General features: G+C 58.1%; 14 protein-coding genes and 1 pseudogene. 6 read left to right on the top strand and 9 right to left on the bottom strand.

Annotated features, from left to right (window positions below; translation table 11 throughout):
• Window positions 1-182 precede the first annotated feature (182 nt).
• Window positions 183-1,034: pseudogene (locus ACF6ZU_RS28705) on the bottom strand (IS5 family transposase).
• Between the two features lie 256 nt (window positions 1,035-1,290).
• On the opposite strand from ACF6ZU_RS28705, the gene ACF6ZU_RS28700 reads away from it, so the two are divergent.
• A complete protein-coding gene (locus tag ACF6ZU_RS28700; RefSeq protein WP_392889271.1) occupies window positions 1,291-1,947 on the top strand; it encodes a hypothetical protein in 657 nt (218 codons plus the stop codon).
• A 237-nt stretch (window positions 1,948-2,184) separates the two neighbouring features.
• Here ACF6ZU_RS28700 and ACF6ZU_RS28695 read toward each other — a convergent pair whose 3' ends face one another.
• The 6 genes from ACF6ZU_RS28695 to ACF6ZU_RS28670 form a co-directional block, all read right to left on the bottom strand.
• Window positions 2,185-2,952, bottom strand: a complete 768-nt coding sequence (locus tag ACF6ZU_RS28695; protein ID WP_392889270.1) for an SDR family oxidoreductase — start codon at window positions 2,950-2,952, stop codon at window positions 2,185-2,187.
• A gap of 174 nt (window positions 2,953-3,126) precedes the next feature.
• Complete coding sequence (locus tag ACF6ZU_RS28690) at window positions 3,127-4,194, bottom strand: phosphotransferase family protein (protein ID WP_392889269.1); 1,068 nt, start codon at window positions 4,192-4,194, stop codon at window positions 3,127-3,129.
• A 143-nt stretch (window positions 4,195-4,337) separates the two neighbouring features.
• Window positions 4,338-5,303, bottom strand: a complete 966-nt coding sequence (locus tag ACF6ZU_RS28685) for a 2-hydroxyacid dehydrogenase (RefSeq protein ID WP_392889267.1) — start codon at window positions 5,301-5,303, stop codon at window positions 4,338-4,340.
• Window positions 5,304-5,415: 112 nt separating this feature from the next.
• Entirely contained in the window at window positions 5,416-6,000 is a 585-nt protein-coding gene (locus tag ACF6ZU_RS28680; RefSeq protein ID WP_392889264.1) for a TetR/AcrR family transcriptional regulator, read from the bottom strand.
• 27 nt (window positions 6,001-6,027) lie between these two features.
• Window positions 6,028-6,411 (bottom strand): tautomerase family protein, encoded by a 384-nt coding sequence (locus ACF6ZU_RS28675; protein ID WP_392889263.1) that lies wholly within the window; start codon window positions 6,409-6,411, stop codon window positions 6,028-6,030.
• Window positions 6,412-6,591: 180 nt separating this feature from the next.
• Window positions 6,592-7,521 carry a LysR family transcriptional regulator gene (locus ACF6ZU_RS28670; protein ID WP_392889262.1) on the bottom strand — a complete coding sequence of 310 codons (930 nt, stop codon included), beginning with the start codon at window positions 7,519-7,521 and terminating at the stop codon, window positions 6,592-6,594.
• 135 nt (window positions 7,522-7,656) lie between these two features.
• On the opposite strand from ACF6ZU_RS28670, the gene ACF6ZU_RS28665 reads away from it, so the two are divergent.
• The 4 genes from ACF6ZU_RS28665 to ACF6ZU_RS28650 all read left to right on the top strand — a co-directional run bounded on the left by ACF6ZU_RS28665 (window position 7,657) and on the right by ACF6ZU_RS28650 (window position 13,431).
• A complete protein-coding gene (locus ACF6ZU_RS28665) occupies window positions 7,657-8,970 on the top strand; it encodes an MFS transporter (protein WP_392889260.1) in 1,314 nt (437 codons plus the stop codon).
• A 64-nt stretch (window positions 8,971-9,034) separates the two neighbouring features.
• Entirely contained in the window at window positions 9,035-9,784 is a 750-nt protein-coding gene (locus ACF6ZU_RS28660; protein ID WP_392889259.1) for a creatininase family protein, read from the top strand.
• Between the two features lie 425 nt (window positions 9,785-10,209).
• Entirely contained in the window at window positions 10,210-11,490 is a 1,281-nt protein-coding gene (locus tag ACF6ZU_RS28655; protein WP_392889257.1) for a serine/threonine transporter, read from the top strand.
• A 279-nt stretch (window positions 11,491-11,769) separates the two neighbouring features.
• On the top strand, window positions 11,770-13,431 hold the full coding sequence (locus ACF6ZU_RS28650; RefSeq protein WP_392889256.1) for a SulP family inorganic anion transporter: 1,662 nt from the start codon (window positions 11,770-11,772) through the stop codon (window positions 13,429-13,431).
• 173 nt (window positions 13,432-13,604) lie between these two features.
• Here ACF6ZU_RS28650 and acnB read toward each other — a convergent pair whose 3' ends face one another.
• The gene (acnB, locus tag ACF6ZU_RS28645) at window positions 13,605-16,214 is read right to left on the bottom strand and encodes a bifunctional aconitate hydratase 2/2-methylisocitrate dehydratase (protein WP_392893957.1); all 2,610 of its coding nucleotides are present in this window, start codon (window positions 16,212-16,214) and stop codon (window positions 13,605-13,607) included.
• Between the two features lie 408 nt (window positions 16,215-16,622).
• Here acnB and ACF6ZU_RS28640 point away from each other — a divergent pair, with 408 nt between their 5' ends.
• Complete coding sequence (locus tag ACF6ZU_RS28640) at window positions 16,623-17,093, top strand: DUF1289 domain-containing protein (RefSeq protein ID WP_392889255.1); 471 nt, start codon at window positions 16,623-16,625, stop codon at window positions 17,091-17,093.
• 101 nt (window positions 17,094-17,194) lie between these two features.
• On the opposite strand, the gene ACF6ZU_RS28635 is transcribed toward ACF6ZU_RS28640, so the two are convergent.
• Window positions 17,195-18,058, bottom strand: coding sequence for a universal stress protein (locus tag ACF6ZU_RS28635; RefSeq protein ID WP_392889254.1), 864 nt, complete (start codon window positions 18,056-18,058; stop codon window positions 17,195-17,197).
• Between the last annotated feature and the right edge of the window lie 48 nt (window positions 18,059-18,106).

The raw sequence follows: 18,106 nt of genomic DNA, 5'->3' as shown, positions 1-18,106 counted from the left end.
TGCAGAGCTGTGACTTTGTTTGAGAGCGCCAGCAACTCCTCGAACTTTGGTCCAGTGAATTTACGGTGCTCGGATAATTCAGTTTGAAAAGTGCCCGCTTGCCCTAGTTACAGTGTAAGCGACAGGCGGCAAGTAAAATCGTCGTTTCAAATAGCTAGTAAATTTGTAGCTAATATCATCGTCTAGGCTCTGTACGAAAAGTAATGTCGCAAACACCTCATGGCACAAGCCAGTGAGTCCATTGCGGCATAACTTTTCGCGAGCTTGTCGAAGCGCGTAACGATGCGGCGGTTTTCCTTCAGCCACCCGAACATGCGCTCGATGATGTTGCGCTGGCGGTACTTGGGGCGATCAAACAGTCTTGGCAAGCCCGGCCCCGGCTTGCGCTTCATGCTGCGCAGCGGGATTACCGGCTGCATCCGGTAACGATCACAGTAGCGGCGCAGTGCTTCGGCGTCATAGCCCTTGTCGGCCAGCAACCATCAGCGGCGTTTACGGGGACGACCGCGCAAGCCTGGAATGTAAGCCTCATCCAGCAGCGGTTGGGCATAAGCGATATCACTTGCTTGTCCGCCTGATAATAGAAAGCGCAGCGGCAGGCCTGGCATCGCACAACATGTGAATCTTGGTCGTCAGGCCGCCCCGACTGCGCCCGAGTGCATGATCTGGCGGTTCTTCAGGCCCCCTTTTTCCCCGGCGCCTGATGAGGCTCGGGTAGCACGAACGGCAGTGGAGTCGATCATCCAGGTTTCCAAGTCAATCAGGCCTTGCTCGTTCAACCGGATGTGGAGTCGTTTGAGCATTTGGTCGAAAACCCCGCGATTACGCCAGTCTCGAAAGCGTTGATAGACCGTTGACCACGGGCCGAAGCGCTCGGGCATGTCACGCCAGTCTGCGCCTGAACAAAGCACCCAGAGCACGCCGTTGAGCATCAGCCGATCGTCTGCCCGGGGGCGTCCGTTACGGCGGGTTTCACTGAAGATGTCTGCAACCAAATCCCAGGCTGCGTCGGGAAGTTCGTACCGTTTGGCCATCGTGGGCTCCTGCTTTTGATGGACGCGGACTCTACTGATTCCTGACGTTTGTGGGAGCCAAATGAGTTTCAGCGGATTTCGTATAGAGCCTAGCGCCGAAGAAAACTTGGTATCCGTCAACCCTGACAACGCAACTAAGTGTTATCGCAATTAGTTCTAAGGTAACTGTCAATATTGACAGTTACTTGCGGGGGCAAAAGTTCCGATAATTTCTTAGGTTAATTTTTTCAGGCAGCGTTGAATCAAGGGGCACGTCATGAGTGAAAAAGTCGAATCAGGATCAGAGAACACTTATTGGGCTAAAGTGATTGTTAATGGCAAGCAGGTCCAAAAAGGCGATGAAGTGATTCTGCTCAGTGAGCGGGATAACGAAATTAAAATAGAGGATGCGCCAGTCGGGGTAAGTGAACTAAGGCTAGGTTTGGCTGATGGCGAAGAACAGAAATTTATATCGAACCCTCCTTTTAACAGCAAAAATCTGTTGATCGATCGTAGCTGCTCTTGGGCGGTTACACCGCAAAGCGGGGCGGACTCCTCCGCCACGTTAGTTGTTTACACTGCAGAGATACCTCCGCTCATGGAACTCCGATGTTCGGTGTCTGATTTTGACATCAGGTTCATTTATTTAACTGACGACCCTATCCCCCATCCTCCCGCGCAGGTTGCAGCTCGTGTCAATGTGTTGTATGCCTCTGGCGTGCTAGCAACTTCAAAAGGCGAACCTGCCGGCGGCGTGACGGTGACATTCAATGTTCCGGAGCATGGAGCTCAAACTCTGCAGACTGGACCGGCCGGCAAGGCGTCTATGGCCCCCATCATTTACAAGACCGCAGGCACCCGTGAAATAAGCGCGGTTGCCGAGTTTTCCGACGGAGACAGGACTATAAAAATGTTAGTGGACGTTCGCTCGTAAAAAAAATAGCAACTCGCCGAGCCTGAGAAGCGGCGTAGAAAGTCTGTTAAATGTTACGTCTTAGAAGGTATATCTCTCGATATTCACAAAGGAACCGTAAAGTTCATTCCGGAAAAAAGAGCGCTTTCGGTGAGAGGGCTTCTCAGGCGAAGGTACAGAAATGAGCTCGGCTTGCAGACGATAGTATTTCAGGAATACTTGTCGGCAAGCCGCAGCGACAAATTCAGCTGACAAGAATCAGGACAAGAACCCCCCATCCACATTCAACGAAACCCCAGTCGTATAACTCGACGCATCACTCGCCAAATACAACACCGCTCCCGCCATCTCACTCGGATCCGCCACACGCTTCAACGGGATCTGCGCCAACGCCGTCTTCAAAATCGCATCGTTCTTCACCAGCGCCGAAGCAAACTTGGTGTCAGTTAACCCTGGCAACAACGCATTGCAGCGAATGCCGAACTGCGCGCATTCCTTGGCGAACACCTTGGTCATGTTGATCACGGCGGCCTTGGTCACCGAGTAGATGCCCTGGAAAATCCCTGGCGAGATGCCGTTGATCGAGGCGACGTTGATGATGCTGCCGCCGCCGTTGTCGCGCATCAGTTTGCCGGCTTCGACCGACATGAAGAAGTAGCCGCGGATGTTCACGTCGACGGTTTTCTGGAAGGCGCTGAGGTCGGTGTCGAGGACGTTGCAGAATTGCGGGTTGGTCGCGGCATTGTTGACCAGGATGTCGAGGCGGCCGAATTGTTCGCGTATGCCGGCGAAGACCTGGCTGATCTGTTCCATTTCGCCGATGTGGCAGGCGACGGCGGTGGCTTTGCCGCCGGCAGCGATGATCGCGTCGGCCACGTGTTGGCAGCCGTCGAGTTTGCGGCTCGACACGATAACGTGGGCGCCTTGCTGGGCCAGCAGTTTGGCGATGGCTTCACCGATGCCGCGGCTGGCGCCGGAGACGAAAGCGATCTTGCCGTCGAGGTCGAACAACTGGGTCTTGGACATGGTGTTTTCCTTGTTATAGGGCTGGATCAGGGGCTATCGCTGGTCGCTCAAGCGAATAAGATCCCTGTAGGAGTGAGCCTGCTCGCGATGTGCTCAAGGGCGCAGCGTTTAACCAGAAAACATGCGTTATCGTTTACGTCCATCGCGAGCAGGCTCGCTCCTACAGGGGCGCGGTCAGAGGCTGGATTTCTGGATGACTTGCAGGCTCATCTGCTCCAGCAGTTTGTTCATGTGAATGAACTGCGCGAAGCGTTTGTCCTGGGTCTGGCCATGAAAGAAGCGGTAGTAGATCTGCTGCACGATACCGGCGAGGCGGAATAGGCCGTAGGTGTAGTAGAAGTCGAAATTGTCGATCTGGATGCCCGAGCGCTGGGCGTAGTAGTCGACGAACTCGCGACGGGTCAGCATGCCCGGTGTGTGGCTCGGCTGGCGGCGCATCAGTTGTACCGGCGCCGGATCGTTGGCTTCAATCCAGTAGGCGAGGGTGTTGCCCAGGTCCATCAGCGGGTCGCCGAGGGTGGTGAGTTCCCAGTCGAGCACGCCGATGATCTGCATCGGGTTGTTCGGGTCGAGGATCACGTTGTCGAAGCGGTAGTCGTTGTGGACGATGCTGGAGGTCGGATGATCGGCCGGCATCTTGTCGTTGAGCCAGGCCTTCACCGCTTCCCACTGCGGTGCGTCCGGGGTCAGGGCTTTTTCGTAGCGGTCGCTCCAGCCTTTGATCTGCCGCGCGACATAACCTTCGGGTTTGCCGAGATCGCCGAGGCCATAGGCGTTGTAGTCGACGCGGTGCAGTTCGACGAACTTGTCGATGAAGCTCTTGCACAGGGCTTCGGTTTTCGCCGAGTCCAGGCCCAGTTCCGGCGGCAGCTCCGAGCGCAGGATGATGCCGTTGACCCGTTCCATCACATAGAACTCGGCACCGATCACCGATTCGTCGGTGCAGTGCACGTAGGCCTTCGGACAGTACGGAAAGCCGTCGCGCAGTTGATTGAGGATGCGAAATTCGCGGCCCATGTCATGGGCGGATTTGGCCTTGTGGCCGAAGGGCGGGCGGCGCAGGACGAATTCCTGCTCGGGGTATTCCAGCAAGTAGGTCAGGTTCGACGCGCCGCCGGGAAACTGGCTGATCTGCGGCAAGCCACTGAGGCCCGGAATGTGCGCCTTGAGGTACGGATCGATCAGGCTGGCATCGAGTTCTTCGCCGGAGCGGATACGGGTGGACTGGTCAGTAAGCGCCATGCTTATCCCTTCTGCTTATTCTGGAGGCCTGAAACTATTGGCTAATCTAATGCGCGCTCCCGGCACCCACAACCACGATCGGCCCTTATAGGTGAGCGTGTTGCCGGGCAATCATTGCTTTTGATACACCTGTTTGAATTGTCCTACAGGACGGCTTTGTTCTCGGTAACGGGGAGTTCGATCGGCGTCAGTACCGGCTTGCCGGAAAAGAACGCCGACAGGTTGCGACCGACCAGTTCGACCGTGCCCTTGGTCGCTTCGGGAGACAGGCCGGCGACGTGCGGCGTGAGAATCACGTTGCTCAGGGATTTCAGGGCATCCGGGACCTGGGGTTCGTGATCGAAGACATCCAGCGCTGCGCCGGCAATGCGCCGTTGCTCCAATGCGCTGATCAGGTCAGCGGTAACGACCACGCTGGCCCGGGCGATGTTGACCATGAAACCGTTCGGCCCCAAGGCATCGAGCACCGAGCGGTTGATCAGGCTGCGGGTGCCGAGCCCACCGGGCGTGGCCACGATCAGGAAGTCCGAGGCGCGAGCCAGTTCGGTCGGCGTAGAGCAGAAACTGTAGGGCACATCGCTGCGGTGCTGGCGGTTGTGGTAGCTGACCGTCATGTCGAACCCGTTGGCCGCGCGCTTGGCGATGGCCATGCCGACGGCGCCGAGCCCGAGGATGCCCAGGCGTTTGCCCGCGAGGGAAGGGCGCATGATTTTCGGCCACTCGCCACGGCGCACGGCGGCGTCACAGCGGGGGATGTCGCGCACCATCGAAAGCAGCATCGCCATGGCATGGTCGGCGACTGAAGAGGCGTTGACCCCGGCGCCATTGGTGACCGTCAGCCCACGGTCCGCGGCGGCTTGCAGGTCGACCTGTTCGTAGCCGGCGCCGATTACGCAGATGATCTTGAGGGCCGGCAGGGCGGCGATTTCGTCGGCATACAAGCCTAGCGGTCCGCGCGTCAGCACCGCATCGATACGCGCGCCATGAGCCGCAATGGCCTGGGCGCGTTCGGCGGGAGTAGGGGCCAGAATCAGGTGAAAGCCCTGATGTTCGAGAATCGGCAGGTAATCATTGATGGTCTCAACCAGTACCAGAACAGTTGCGGGCATGCTGGGCTCCTGTGGCTTGAATATCCCTTGAGATTGCTGGCTTCAACGCACTTTGGCAAACACCAAAGATCGTGACACTGCCCAATGATCATAGCGGAACAGGAGAGGGTGGCTACTGTGCTTTGAGAAAGGTGCGCGCCGCCTCGAGAATTTCGTCGGACAGGGCTTCACCACGGGTGGCGCGGGCCAGTGTCAGCGCACCGACCATCAGGGAATATTGCACCAGCGCTTGCTGGCGGTCGCGGGCGTCATCGCCGGTTTCCATCAGCGGTGCAAAGGTGTCGAGCAAGGATTCAAGACCTGTCATGAAGGTCTGGCGCAGGCCGCTTTCGGCAGCCTCGTGGCACATGTCCCCGGCAAACGCCACCACCGGGCAGCTGTCCCCCGGATTGTCGCGGCTGGTCGCCGACAGATAGGGGGCGATCAAGGCCTTACGGGCGGCGCCCTTGTCTTCGTTGGCGGCGATCCATGACTTCCAGCGCTCTGCCGATTGCTGGAAGGCGCGGCCGCTGGCCTCTTGCGCCAGGGCTTCCTTGGATTCGAAATGCCCATAAAAGCCGCCATGTGTCAGCCCCGCGGCCCCCATGACATCAATCACGCTGATGCCGTGGAGGCCCCGTTCGCGGAACAGCCGCGTAGCCGCCTCGACGATGATTTCGCGGTTGAGTTCGGCTTGCTTGCGGGAAACACGGGGCATTGGCGGCTCACAAATTCAAGTGGGAGGTCAGAGGGCGTACTGGGCGATACCGTTGCCGAACGACCAGTTCTCTTTTTTCACTTCGACGAGGTTAATGAAAATATCCTCCAGGCGCACGGCCAGTTCCGTGTTAAGGCTCTCGGCGATGGTTTTGTAGAGCAGTTTCTTCTGCTCGACGGTGCGGCCTTCGCTCAGGGTGATCTGGATCACCACCAGTTTATCGGTGCGGTTGATGCCGAGGTACTGCGGGTCAAAGATGAAATGCTGCTCGTCGTGCTCGGCGAGGATCTGGAAGTTATCGTTCTCCGGCACGCCGATGGCGCTGTGCATGGCGGCGTAGATCAACTGGCCGATGCGTTTGGCGTGGGTGGGGTCCTGATGCTTTTTGATGTCGATGCGAACCAGTGGCATTGAATGACTCCGGAAGAGTGGGCGGTCAACTTAAAATACATGATGATGAACCTTTATCAAGTCGAAAGTGTTGTTCTGTAGGAGCGAGCCTGCTCGCGATGGTGTGTCAGGCGACGCAGTGGTGTTGGTTGGATCATGTCTGATTGAAAAAGCAGCCGCGGCGAAGTAATCCATCCCTGTTCAAGATTGCTGTGCAGAAGCAGACATAAACATCGGCATCTGCCGCTGCACCCAATTGAGCAGCTCTTGCGCGGGTGCGGCGAGCGGTCGTCCGGACTTCACAAGCAGCTTCGCCTCGACGCTCTGTAGTAACGGATGGTCAATTGGAACTGCTACCAGGCTACCTTTGGCGATTTCACGATAGGCCGCGACTTCGCCGAGTAGTGAGGCAAATTCTCCGCAGGCCACCAATCGTTTGAGTGCTGCCAGTGAGTTGCTGACCAGGACCGGACGGACCTCTATTTTTTCGGCGTATTCAAGCATCTTGATCGCATGCCCGATGCCGAATGTGGTGGGGGTTAGTACCAGCGGGCAGCGGAGTATGTCTGCGACGGTAGCCATTCCACCTCTCAGGGCAAGTGGATGGTCCGGTCGAACCAGCAACATGACTGGCTGCAAAGATGTTGCGCGGTAGTCGATATGGGGGTGCGGAGGGGGATTGTAAGCCAAGCCGATATGGGCACGGTTTTCAGCTATTTCGTTGAGCACATCGTCAACGGGCAGTATGTCCAGCGTGACATCCAGCTTCGGGTATTGCTTGCAGAACGGTGCGAGCACATGGTCGACCAATGCATCGACGTAACCCTCGCTGATGACAATCCTCACATGGCCCTGCTGTAAGCCCTTAATGGCCTGCAATTGATCTTCGAGTTTTTCCTGGTGCGATCGGTAGCCCCGCCAAAACTCCAGTAAATGTGCGGCAGCTTCTGTGGGTTGAACGCCTCGGGCCTGGCGTTCGAATAGCTTCGCCCCGAGTTCTTCTTCCAGAAGCTTGATTTGGCGGGTGATCACCGAGGGTGATGTGTTGATGTGGTCTGCGGCCGCACGAATCGATCCGTGCACCAGCACCTCGTGAAAATAACGTAAGCGCTGTTGATTGATTTCGCGCATGCCAGGCCCTCCGTTGAAAACGATGTGTTGCTCTCAGAGCAACGTAACATGAACTTAGTTGCTCTTGCTGGTGAGTGATACGGGGCGCAGCATTCTTTCCACGAACGCAGACCAATAAGAACAACGGAGAATTGCATGTCGAACCTACTGATATCTCCAGGAAGTGATGTCATTTCCGCCCTGTACCGAAAGCTCAACTGGCGACTGCTGCCACTCCTGTTCATCTGTTACGTCTTTGCCTACCTCGACAGGATCAATGTCGGTTTTGCAAAAATGCAAATGCAGAGTGACCTCGGGCTTTCCGACGCAGCATACGGTGCCGGAGCGGGCGTGTTTTTTCTGGGTTATGTGCTGTTTGAAATACCCAGCAACCTGATGTTGCCACGGGTAGGGGCGCGTAAAACCTTCAGCCGTATTCTTGTGTGTTGGGGAATTACCTCTGCGTGCATGCTCTTCGTTCGCAACGTCCCAATGTTTTACGCCATGCGTTTTTTGCTAGGCGTGTTCGAGGCCGGTTTCGCTCCAGGAATGATTTATTACCTGTCCTGCTGGTACGGTCCGAAGCGAATGGCGCGGGCCATTGCGATCGTGTTCATCGCCGGCCCTGTCGGCGGCATTATTGGCGGCCCTCTTTCCGCTTGGCTGATCACCACATTTGAAGGCGTTGGTGGTCTGGCCGGTTGGCAGTGGATGTTCTTGTTGGAAGGCCTGCCGTGTGTGTTCCTTGGCATCCTTATGTTTTTCGTTCTTGCGAATCGGCCCGCAGAGGCGCGTTGGCTGAGCGTTGAGGAAAAGCGCCTGCTTGAATGTGAGCTGGGATCTTCGTCGAGCCACGCTCATTCCTTCCGGGCGGTGTTGCGAGATCCGAGAATCTACATTCTTGCGTCGGCCTATTTCTGCATTATCTTTTCGATCTACGCCTTCAGTTTCTGGTTGCCAGCATTGATCAAGGCCCAAGGCGTGAATGACATGATGCAGTTAGGCTGGTATGCCGCGATCCCTTATATAGCCGCCGCATTCGGTATGTACTGGATAGGGCGTCGATCCGATCGGGTCGGTGAAAGGCGTTTCCACTGTGCGATTCCTGCGGGCATCGGGGCAGCGCTGATACTGATATACCCTTTTGCTGATGGGAATCTGGCGCTCTCTATTAGCCTGCTGACGTTAGCCACTGCAATGATGTTCATGGCCTACACGGTGCTATGGGCGATGCCCTCTGAACTCATCAAGGGCGAGGCGGCGGCGGGCGGTATCGCGTTGATAAATACCATCGGCCTTTCTGGCGGATTCTGGGGGCCGGCAGTGATCGGTTGGGCCAAGACGGCAACCGGCAGCATGACGCCTGGCATCGTCGCAGTGGGTTGCGTGTTCCTGTGCGGAGCCCTGATCATTTTCGCGAACAAGCCACTGACACGTAAACGCCTGGTTGCCGAATACAACCCGGGATGACCTTCCACCTTGAACTCCCAACCATCGCGTTCCGAAAGGTGCGCCTCATCAAGAGAGAACTCACATGTTTCTATATCTATCGACGTGGGCCGAAATCGAGCGGTTTCTTGAACGCAGTCGCACCATCGTCATTCCGATCGGCTCCAACGAACAACACGGCCCTACCGGTCTTCTCGGGACAGATTGGATGTGCCCTGAAATCATCGCGGGCGAAGCACAAAAAAAAGCGGACATCTTAATTGCCCCGACCTTCAATATCGGCATGGCGCAGCACCATCTCGGATTCCCGGGAACCATCTCGCTCAGGCCTTCAACGTTCATTGCCGCCATTGGTGATTGGACACGCTCATTGGCCGGGCATGGGTTTGAGAAAATCTTTTTCCTCAATGGCCACGGCGGCAATGTCGCTTCGATTGAGGCCGCCTTTTCAGAGATTTACTGCGAGGCGAGCTTTGCACGACGCCAATCCGGATTCGCCCTGAAATTATGCAATTGGTGGGACCTGGAAGGCGTAGATAAGTTGGCCAGAGATCAATTTCCGACAGGCCACGGCATGCATGCCACACCTTCCGAAATCGCTGTCACTCAGTGGGCCTATCCCAACTCCACCAAGTCAGCTGACTACTCGCCGCAGATCGCTCCATCAGGACCTATCCGAGAAGCACTGGATTTCCGCGCCCGGCATCCCGATGGCCGCATGGGATCGGATCCGGCACAGGCGACACCGGAAAAAGGTCGGCAACTGGTAGAGTTGGCGGCACAGAGTTTGGTGCGTGCGTTGGACGCTTTCAGTCGCGAAGCAATGCCGGGCTAGCAGATCTAACTGTCAGCGCCTGATCAATCCAGGCGCCTGACGGGCAGAAAACGACTGTGGGTTCTCATGTAAGTCCAAATCCCTTCGTGAGTCGGTGTGATGGTCATGTCCATCACGGCAGATCAGGCTGCTGAGTTTCAGGCTTTTGCCGAGCCATAAGCCGACGCTTGGGTTCCAGTGTCGAGAGGCGCGATGAATTCAATCATTCATGAAAAAATTTCAAAAATACTGAAAACCTACGTTTCTACAGGGTTGTGTTCGCTCCGGATCATCTGATCCGCACCACCATTCCTCAGCTAAGTCTTTGCTTCTGCTCATTAATCCCGGACAATCGCGCCCCTGTTTCGGCCAGGGCGCTGCCTGTCGGATTTTTCCGACTCGTCCTGGCTGGGTAGCAACTGACCGGAATGTGGAGATCCCACCGGATGAATGATCAGGCCAATAGCGTCAACGAACGCTATGTAGCGGCGAAACCTGTCAGCCTTGAAGGCTGGAATCGCCATGACACCACCTGGATGCTGGGCCTGTTTGGCACGGCCATCGGCGCGGGTACCCTGTTTTTGCCGATCAACGCGGGGCTGGGCGGTTTCTGGCCGCTGCTGATCCTGGCGCTGCTGGCGTTTCCGATGACGTTTTACGCGCACCGTGGCCTGACCCGTTTCGTGTTGTCCGGTCGCGAAGGCGCGGACATCACCGAAGTGGTGGAAGAGCATTTCGGCATCAAGGCCGGCGCGCTGATCACGTTGCTGTATTTCTTCGCAATCTTCCCGATCCTGCTGATCTACAGCGTGGCCCTGACCAACACCGTGGGCAGTTTCCTCGAACATCAGTTGCACATCATGCCGCCACCGCGCGCCGTGCTGTCGCTCGTGTTGATCCTCGGCCTGCTGGCGGTGGTGCGTTGCGGCGAACAGATGATCGTCAAGGCCATGAGCCTGATGGTCTACCCGTTTATCGTCGCGTTGCTGTTCCTCGCGGTGTTTCTGATTCCGCACTGGAACGGCGGCATCCTGACCACCGCGTCGACGCTGCCGGAGCCCTCCGCATTGCTGCACACCTTGTGGCTGGCGATTCCGGTGATGGTGTTCTCGTTCAACCACTCGCCGATCATCTCGGCGTTCGCCGTCGACCAGAAGCGTCGCTACGGTGAACACGCCGAAGAGCGCAGCTCGCAGATCCTGTCCCGCGCGCACGTGTTGATGGTGGTGATGGTGCTGTTCTTCGTGTTCAGCTGCGTGCTGACCCTGTCGCCGGCGCAACTGGCGGAAGCGAAGGCGCAGAACCTGTCGATCCTGTCGTACCTGGCCAACCACTTCAGCAACCCGACCATCGCGTTTGCGGCGCCGTTGATTGCGTTCGTGGCGATTTCCAAGTCATTCCTGGGCCACTACATCGGCGCCAGCGAAGGCTTGAAAGGCCTGGTCGTGAAAACCGGCAAACGCCCGTCGCCAAAAGCGCTGGACCGTATGACCGCCGCGTTCATGCTGGTGGTGTGCTGGATCGTGGCCACGCTGAACCCGAGCATCCTGGGGATGATCGAAACCCTGGGCGGTCCGGTTATCGCGGCGATCCTGTTCCTGATGCCGATGTACGCGATCCGCAAGGTGCCGGCGATGGCACGCTTCCGTGGTCAGGCGTCCAACGTGTTTGTGACGGCGGTGGGCCTGGTGGCGATTTCGGCGCTGATTTATTCGCTGAGTGCCTGATTGCTGACTGGTTTGATGAAATGAAGACGGCTGATCCGCGATGCGGGTTGGCCGTTTTTTTTGAGCGGACTATCCGGTTAACAGGTGTACGCCTATCCCCTGTAGGAGCGAGCCTGCTCGCGATAGCGGTGGATCAGCCAATACAGGTATTAACTGACCGACCGCTATCGCGAGCAGGCTCACTCCTACAGGGGGCGGCGGGAACACCCATCCCCAGGCATAAACCGCTAAGCTGCCGCTCATCGGCGCGACGTAGAGCGCTTTCTCTGGAGACGCTTTATGGCTCGTGCCCCAGACGCATCGGTGCAATCCCGCGTCGATGCGCCTAACCGCTGGCTCGACGTGCTGGCCGGTCTGTCGATTGCCGGTTTATTGCTGCCCGAGGCGGTCGCCTATTCCAGCATTGCCGCGTTGCCGCCACAGGCCGGGGTGATTGCGCTGTTTGCCGGGCTTCTGTGCTACGGACTGTTCGGCACCAGCCGTTTTGCCATCGTCTCCGCGACCTCGTCCTCCGCGGCCGTTCTGGCGGCGGCCACGGCGACCCTGGCCAACGGCGATTCGGCATTGCGCTTGAGCCTGGCCATTGGCCTGGTGTTGGTGACCGGCGGCTTTTTCCTGTTGGCCGGCTTGTTCAAGCTCGGCAGCGTCACTTCCTTTATTGCCAAACCGGTGCTGCGCGGCTTTGCGGTCGGGCTGGCGGTGACCATCATCCTCAAGCAGGTGGCGAGCATCGTCGACGTGCACCTGAGCACGGGCAACCTGGTCCGTTTCCTGCCGCAACTGCTGGAACAGTGGCCGCAGTGGAATAAAGTCGGGGCGTTGGTCGCGGCCGTGGCGTTGCTGGTGTTGTGGCTATGCGTGCGGATCAGGCGTTTGCCCGGCGGTTTGCTGGTGGTGGCGCTGGGGATCGCGGCGGGTCAATGGCTGAATCTGACGGCCTACGGCGTCAAGCTGATCGGCGTTATCGACCTGAGCCTTGAGGTGCCGAATCTTCCGGTATTGCCGTTCGCCGACTGGCTGCGGCTGGGTGAACTGGCGTTTGCCATGGTGATGATTCTGTACGCCGAGTCCTACGGATCGATCAGCTCGTTTGCGCTCAAGCACGGCGACCGCGTGTCATCCAACCGCGATTTGCTGGCTCTCGGTGCGGCCAATCTTCTATCGGGGCTTTTTCATGGCATGCCGGCCGGTGCCGGTTACTCGGCGACGTCGGCCAATGAGGCGGCGGGGGCGGTCTCGCGTCTGGCCGGGGCGGCGGCGGCGGGGGTCGTGCTGCTCATTGTGCTGACGGTGCTGCCGTGGATCGCCCTGACGCCTGAGCCGGTGCTGGCCGCTATCGTCATTCATGCCTTGGCCCGAGGCTTGAGCTTGCAACCGCTGGGCCGGTATTTCATCTGGCGACGCGACCGCCTGCTGGTGATTTGCGCGGTGGCGGCCGTTCTGGTGCTGGGCGTGCTGGACGGTTTGTTGCTGGCAGTGGCGATCAGCGTGGTGCTAATGCTCAAGCAAATGTCATCGGCGGATATCCAGGTGTTGGGGCGACTGGGTAGCGGTCATGATTTTGTCGATGTGCAACGTCATCCGGACGCCCAGGCCATTCCCGGTGTGCTGATCGTACGGCCCAACGAGGCGCTGTTTTTCGCCAACGTGGAACGCATTCTGGGCGGTGCGCTGCGTTTGGCACGGCTTGCGGAGCCACCGGTGCACACAATTATTCTCAGCCTCGAAGAGTCGCCCGATCTGGATGGCACCAGCATCGAAGCGCTGGAAGCGTTCTTTTTGCAGGTGCGGGCTGAAGACAAGCTGCTGATTCTGGCGCGGCTCAAGCATCAGGCCAAAGCGGTGTTGTCGAAGTTGCCGACGCGAGAGCTAGAACAGGTGATTCTCAGTGGGCTGAGCGTGGACGAGGCGGTGCAACAAGCCCTCAAACCAACCACATAACCCCTGTGGGAGCGAGCCTGCTCGCGATAGCGATGAGTCAGTTCATTCCTGTATCGGCTGACCCACCGCTATCGCGAGCAGGCTCGCTCCCACAAGGGTAGGGTGCAAAGCGTCCGGGCATAAAAAACGCCGCTCATCTCGCGATGGGCGGCGTTTTCTATTGCGTTGTAACGTTAGGCTTGAACGACCGGAATGTTGGCGTTCGCAGCGGCTTCACGGAACTCGGCGATCTGGTCGAAGGACAGGTAGCGGTAGACATCGGCCGCCATGCTGTCGATCTTGCCAGCGTATTCCATGTACTCCTCGACGGTCGGCAGGCGACCCAGGATGGACGCAACGGACGCCAGCTCGGCCGAAGCCAGGTAGACGTTCGCGCCGTCACCCAGACGGTTCGGGAAGTTACGGGTCGACGTCGACACCACGGTGGAGTTCGGCTCTACACGTGCCTGGTTACCCATGCACAGCGAGCAGCCTGGCATTTCCATGCGCGCGCCAGCCTTGCCGTAGATACCGTAGTAGCCTTCTTCAGTCAGCTGGTGAGCATCCATCTTGGTCGGCGGCGACAGCCACAGACGGGTTGGAAGCTGACCCTTGACCTGTTCCAACAGCTTGCCGGCAGCGCGGAAGTGACCGATGTTGGTCATGCACGAACCGATGAACACTTCGTCGATCTTCTCGCCAGCAACGCTGGACAGCAGACGGGCGTCGTCCGGATCGTTCGGCGCGCAGAGCACAGGCTCGTTGATGTCGGCCAGGTCGATTTCGATGACTTCGGCGTATTCGGCGTCAGCATCGGCAACCATCAGCTCAGGGTTGGCTACCCAGGCTTCCATCGCTTGAGCGCGACGTTCCAGAGTACGTGCATCGCCGTAGCCTTCGCCGATCATCCAGCGCAGCAGGGTGATGTTGGAGTTCAGGTACTCGGTGATCGACTCTTTCGACAGCTTGATGGTGCAACCGGCAGCCGAACGTTCGGCGGAGGCGTCGGACAGCTCGAAAGCCTGTTCCAGCGTCAGGCCTTCCAGGCCTTCGATTTCCAGGATGCGGCCGGAGAAGGCGTTTTTCTTGCCTTTCTTCTCGACGGTCAGCAGACCGTTCTGGATGGCGAAGTAAGGAATGGCATGAACCAGGTCACGCAGGGTGATGCCAGGTTTCATTTTGCCTTTGAAGCGCACCAGAATCGATTCCGGCATGTCCAGCGGCATAACGCCGGTGGCTGCGGCAAACGCAACCAGGCCGGAACCGGCCGGGAACGAAATGCCCATCGGGAAACGGGTGTGCGAGTCACCACCGGTACCGACGGTGTCCGGCAGCAGCATACGGTTCAGCCACGAGTGGATGATGCCGTCGCCCGGACGCAGGGAAACGCCGCCGCGGGTCATGATGAAGTCTGGCAGGGTGTGGTGGGTGGTCACGTCGATCGGCTTAGGGTAAGCCGCGGTGTGGCAGAAGGACTGCATCACCAGATCGGTCGAGAAGCCCAGGCACGCCAGGTCTTTCAGTTCGTCACGGGTCATTGGACCGGTGGTGTCCTGAGAGCCGACGGTGGTCATTTTCGGTTCGCAGTAGGTGCCAGGACGAACGCCTTTGCCTTCTGGCAGACCGCACGCCTTGCCGACCATTTTCTGTGCCAGGGTGTAGCCCTTGCCGGTGTCGACAGGTGCTTCAGGCAGTTTGAACAGATCGGTAGGGCCCAGGCCCAGTTCAGCACGCGCCTTGTCGGTCAGACCGCGACCGATGATCAGCGGAATACGGCCGCCGGCACGTACTTCGTCCAACAGGACCGGAGTCTTCATTTCGAAGGTGGTCAGGACTTCGTCGGTGCCGTGTTTGCAGACTTTGCCAGCATGCGGGTACAGGTCGATCACGTCGCCCATGTTCATGTTGGTCACGTCGAATTCGATCGGCAGTGCGCCGGCATCTTCCATGGTGTTGTAGAAGATCGGAGCGATCTTGCTGCCGAAGCAGAAGCCGCCAGCACGCTTGTTCGGCACGTAAGGAACGTCGTCGCCGAAGAACCACAGCACCGAGTTGGTTGCGGATTTACGCGAGGAACCGGTACCGACCACGTCGCCGACGTAGGCGATCGGGAAGCCGGCGTTGCGCATTTCTTCGATCTGCTTCATCGGACCGGTGACGCCCTGGACGTCAGGCACGATGCCTTCGCGAGCCATTTTCAGCATGGCGAGGGCGTGCAGCGGGATGTCCGGACGGGACCAGGCATCAGGAGCAGGGGACAGGTCGTCGGTGTTGGTTTCGCCGGTGACCTTGAACACGCGCAGGCTGATCTTGTCGGCCAGGACAGGGCGGTTCTTGAACCACTCGCCGTCAGCCCAGGACTGGATCACGCCTTTGGCGTGTTCGTTGCCGTTGCGGGCTTTTTCCGCGACGTCGTGGAACGCATCGAACATCAGCAGGGTGTGCTTGAGTTGTTCGGCAGCAACAGCGGCCAGTTCGGCGCTGTCGAGCAGGTCAACCAGAGTCACGATGTTGTAGCCGCCTTGCATGGTGCCGAGCAGTTCAACAGCGCGTTTCTTGTCGATCAGAGGGGATTTTGCTTCGCCTTTGGCAACGGCAGAGAGGAAACCGGCTTTTACATAAGCCGCTTCGTCCACGCCAGGCGGAATGCGATTGGTGATCAGGTCAACGAGGAAAGCTTCTTCGCCAGCCGGGGGATTCTTCAGCAGCTCGACCAGGCCTGCAGTTTGTTCGGCGTTAAGCGGCTGGGGAACGATACCCAGTGCTGCACGCTCTTCGATATGTTTGCGGTAGGCTTCAAGCACAGTTATTACCCTCATCAGTGGTCCCAAATGGGTGTCCGGGACGCTCATCCCGAAATTGCCGTACTCATGCGCTGCGTGGCGTTGTGGGCCACTTAGCCAGAATTACCGACAATTCCTTACAGAAGCTGCTTTCAAAGTTTTACGCCTGCAGAACGGGGAGCTGATGAGGGTTGGCGTTGGGCTTTTCCCCGCTGGAAAAACCCTTCGCCAACACCGCTCTGAAGGAACGACTGTGCTCGTGACGCTTTGAAAACAGCTTCTAACGGACATTGGCGCCTTAAAAGGCTGGCTGATTCTACGGCAAAAAAAATTTAAAGGTAAGTTAGGCCCTCAATTTTGAGGGGTGATGAATGTTAGACAAAGGGCTAACATGCCGGCCTGTTCTGCTTTCCCGTGCTTTGTTGACCTATGCCCAATCAGACCATCAAGACCCCCTGCGTCGGCCTTTGCTCCACTGTTTACGGAGACCTGGTCTGCCGTGGCTGCAAGCGTTTCCACCATGAAGTGATCAACTGGAACGGTTACAACGAGGAGGAAAAGCGCGCGGTATGGCTGCGTCTTGAACAGCTGTTGTCCCAGGTCATGGCCAGCAAGCTTGAGGTTTTCGATCCCCAGCGCCTGCGCCAGCAACTGGAACAGCGCAAGATTCGCTTCGTGCCGCACCAGTCGGAATATTGCTGGGCCTATCAGTTGATCGCCCGTGGCGCGCGGGTGATCAACAATCTGGAGGCCTACGGGATGGTGTTGATGCCGGAGTTCCGCGACTGGAACCTGCCGGAACTGCGGGATGCGATCGATCGGGAGTTCTTTTTGCTCTCCGAGGCGCATTACCAGCGCTATATCGCGCCGGGTTTCCTCAAGGATGCGTTCGGCGGTTGAATTTGAAGAACATCGCCGGCAAGCCGGCTCCTACAAGTAACCGCGTCCCCTTGTAGGAGCCGGCTTGCCGGCGATGGCAATCTGACCGGCACCGCAAATCATCAATGATGCGACACCATCTCCTCCAGATGATCCTCAATCTCCTGCGGCTTCAGCACCAGCACATCGCTCTCCACCGCATCCAGCACCACTTCCGCCGTATTGCCGATCAGCGCCCCGGACAGCCCGGACCGCGCCACCGTGCCAATCACCGTCACCGATGCGCCCAGCTTGTGGACCATGTAAGGAATCAGCACATCCGCCGGACCTTCCGCGATGTGCAGGTGTTCGTTGTCGATATCGAACTCGGCCTGAAACGCTATGCACTGTTCGCGGTAGCGTGCCTCGATGGTTTCGCTGAGCTGCAATGTCGGGTCCGCCGCCGACAGCATCGGCGAAGGATGGGCGCTGACCACGTGCAGGTGCGCCTTGGCCAGGCTGGCGATGTCATAGCCGTAATCAATGATGGTGTTGTGCAAGTGACGGTGTTCGTTATCGGTATTGCCGACGTCGATCGCCGCCAGGATCACGCCGCCGGTCCAGGGTTTAGACGTTTTGACCAGTAACACCGGCGTCGGGCAGTACCGTAGCAGTTTCCAGTCTGCCGGGGTCAGCAGGGCTTTTTTCAACGAGCTGTCGGGGTAGTGCTGCTTGACGACCAGGCCGCACCCTTCGGCCTGCTGCACGTCGACAATGGTTTCGTGCAGACTTTCGTTCCACGCCTGCTCGGTGGTCACGCTGTAGCCATCCGCGAGCAGCGCTGCCTTGAGTACACCGAGCATGCCGCTATGGTCATGCTTGCGGTCGCACACCAGCAGATGCAGATGAGCCTGGGTCACCCCGGCAATCAGCTTGGCCCGTTTAAGCGCCAGGCTTTCCGAGTGTTCGGGTTCGATGACCACCAGAATGCTGCGTATGGCTTGCATGATCGGGATCTCCAGAGAATGAAAAAGCATGGCGTTGCACAACTATAG

This window comes from Pseudomonas migulae (assembly GCF_043225285.1).
GTDB classification, from domain to species: domain Bacteria; phylum Pseudomonadota; class Gammaproteobacteria; order Pseudomonadales; family Pseudomonadaceae; genus Aquipseudomonas; species Aquipseudomonas migulae_C.
Note: the sequence above shows the minus strand (reverse complement) of the source record. Positions and strands in the feature narration are given on the sequence as shown.

What these genes read in the sequence shown, in the direction of transcription:
- ACF6ZU_RS28700 (WP_392889271.1), top strand. Translation starts at nt 1,291, where the DNA reads ATGAGTGAAAAAGTCGAATCAGGATCAGAGAACACTTATTGGGCTAAA.
- ACF6ZU_RS28640 (WP_392889255.1), top strand. Translation starts at nt 16,623, where the DNA reads ATGCCCAATCAGACCATCAAGACCCCCTGCGTCGGCCTTTGCTCCACT.
- ACF6ZU_RS28650 (WP_392889256.1), top strand. Translation starts at nt 11,770, where the DNA reads ATGGCTCGTGCCCCAGACGCATCGGTGCAATCCCGCGTCGATGCGCCT.
- ACF6ZU_RS28665 (WP_392889260.1), top strand. Translation starts at nt 7,657, where the DNA reads ATGTCGAACCTACTGATATCTCCAGGAAGTGATGTCATTTCCGCCCTG.
- ACF6ZU_RS28660 (WP_392889259.1), top strand. Translation starts at nt 9,035, where the DNA reads ATGTTTCTATATCTATCGACGTGGGCCGAAATCGAGCGGTTTCTTGAA.
- ACF6ZU_RS28695 (WP_392889270.1), bottom strand. Translation starts at nt 2,952, where the DNA reads ATGTCCAAGACCCAGTTGTTCGACCTCGACGGCAAGATCGCTTTCGTC.
- ACF6ZU_RS28655 (WP_392889257.1), top strand. Translation starts at nt 10,210, where the DNA reads ATGAATGATCAGGCCAATAGCGTCAACGAACGCTATGTAGCGGCGAAA.
- ACF6ZU_RS28675 (WP_392889263.1), bottom strand. Translation starts at nt 6,411, where the DNA reads ATGCCACTGGTTCGCATCGACATCAAAAAGCATCAGGACCCCACCCAC.
- ACF6ZU_RS28635 (WP_392889254.1), bottom strand. Translation starts at nt 18,058, where the DNA reads ATGCAAGCCATACGCAGCATTCTGGTGGTCATCGAACCCGAACACTCG.
- ACF6ZU_RS28685 (WP_392889267.1), bottom strand. Translation starts at nt 5,303, where the DNA reads ATGCCCGCAACTGTTCTGGTACTGGTTGAGACCATCAATGATTACCTG.
- ACF6ZU_RS28680 (WP_392889264.1), bottom strand. Translation starts at nt 6,000, where the DNA reads ATGCCCCGTGTTTCCCGCAAGCAAGCCGAACTCAACCGCGAAATCATC.
- ACF6ZU_RS28690 (WP_392889269.1), bottom strand. Translation starts at nt 4,194, where the DNA reads ATGGCGCTTACTGACCAGTCCACCCGTATCCGCTCCGGCGAAGAACTC.
- ACF6ZU_RS28670 (WP_392889262.1), bottom strand. Translation starts at nt 7,521, where the DNA reads ATGCGCGAAATCAATCAACAGCGCTTACGTTATTTTCACGAGGTGCTG.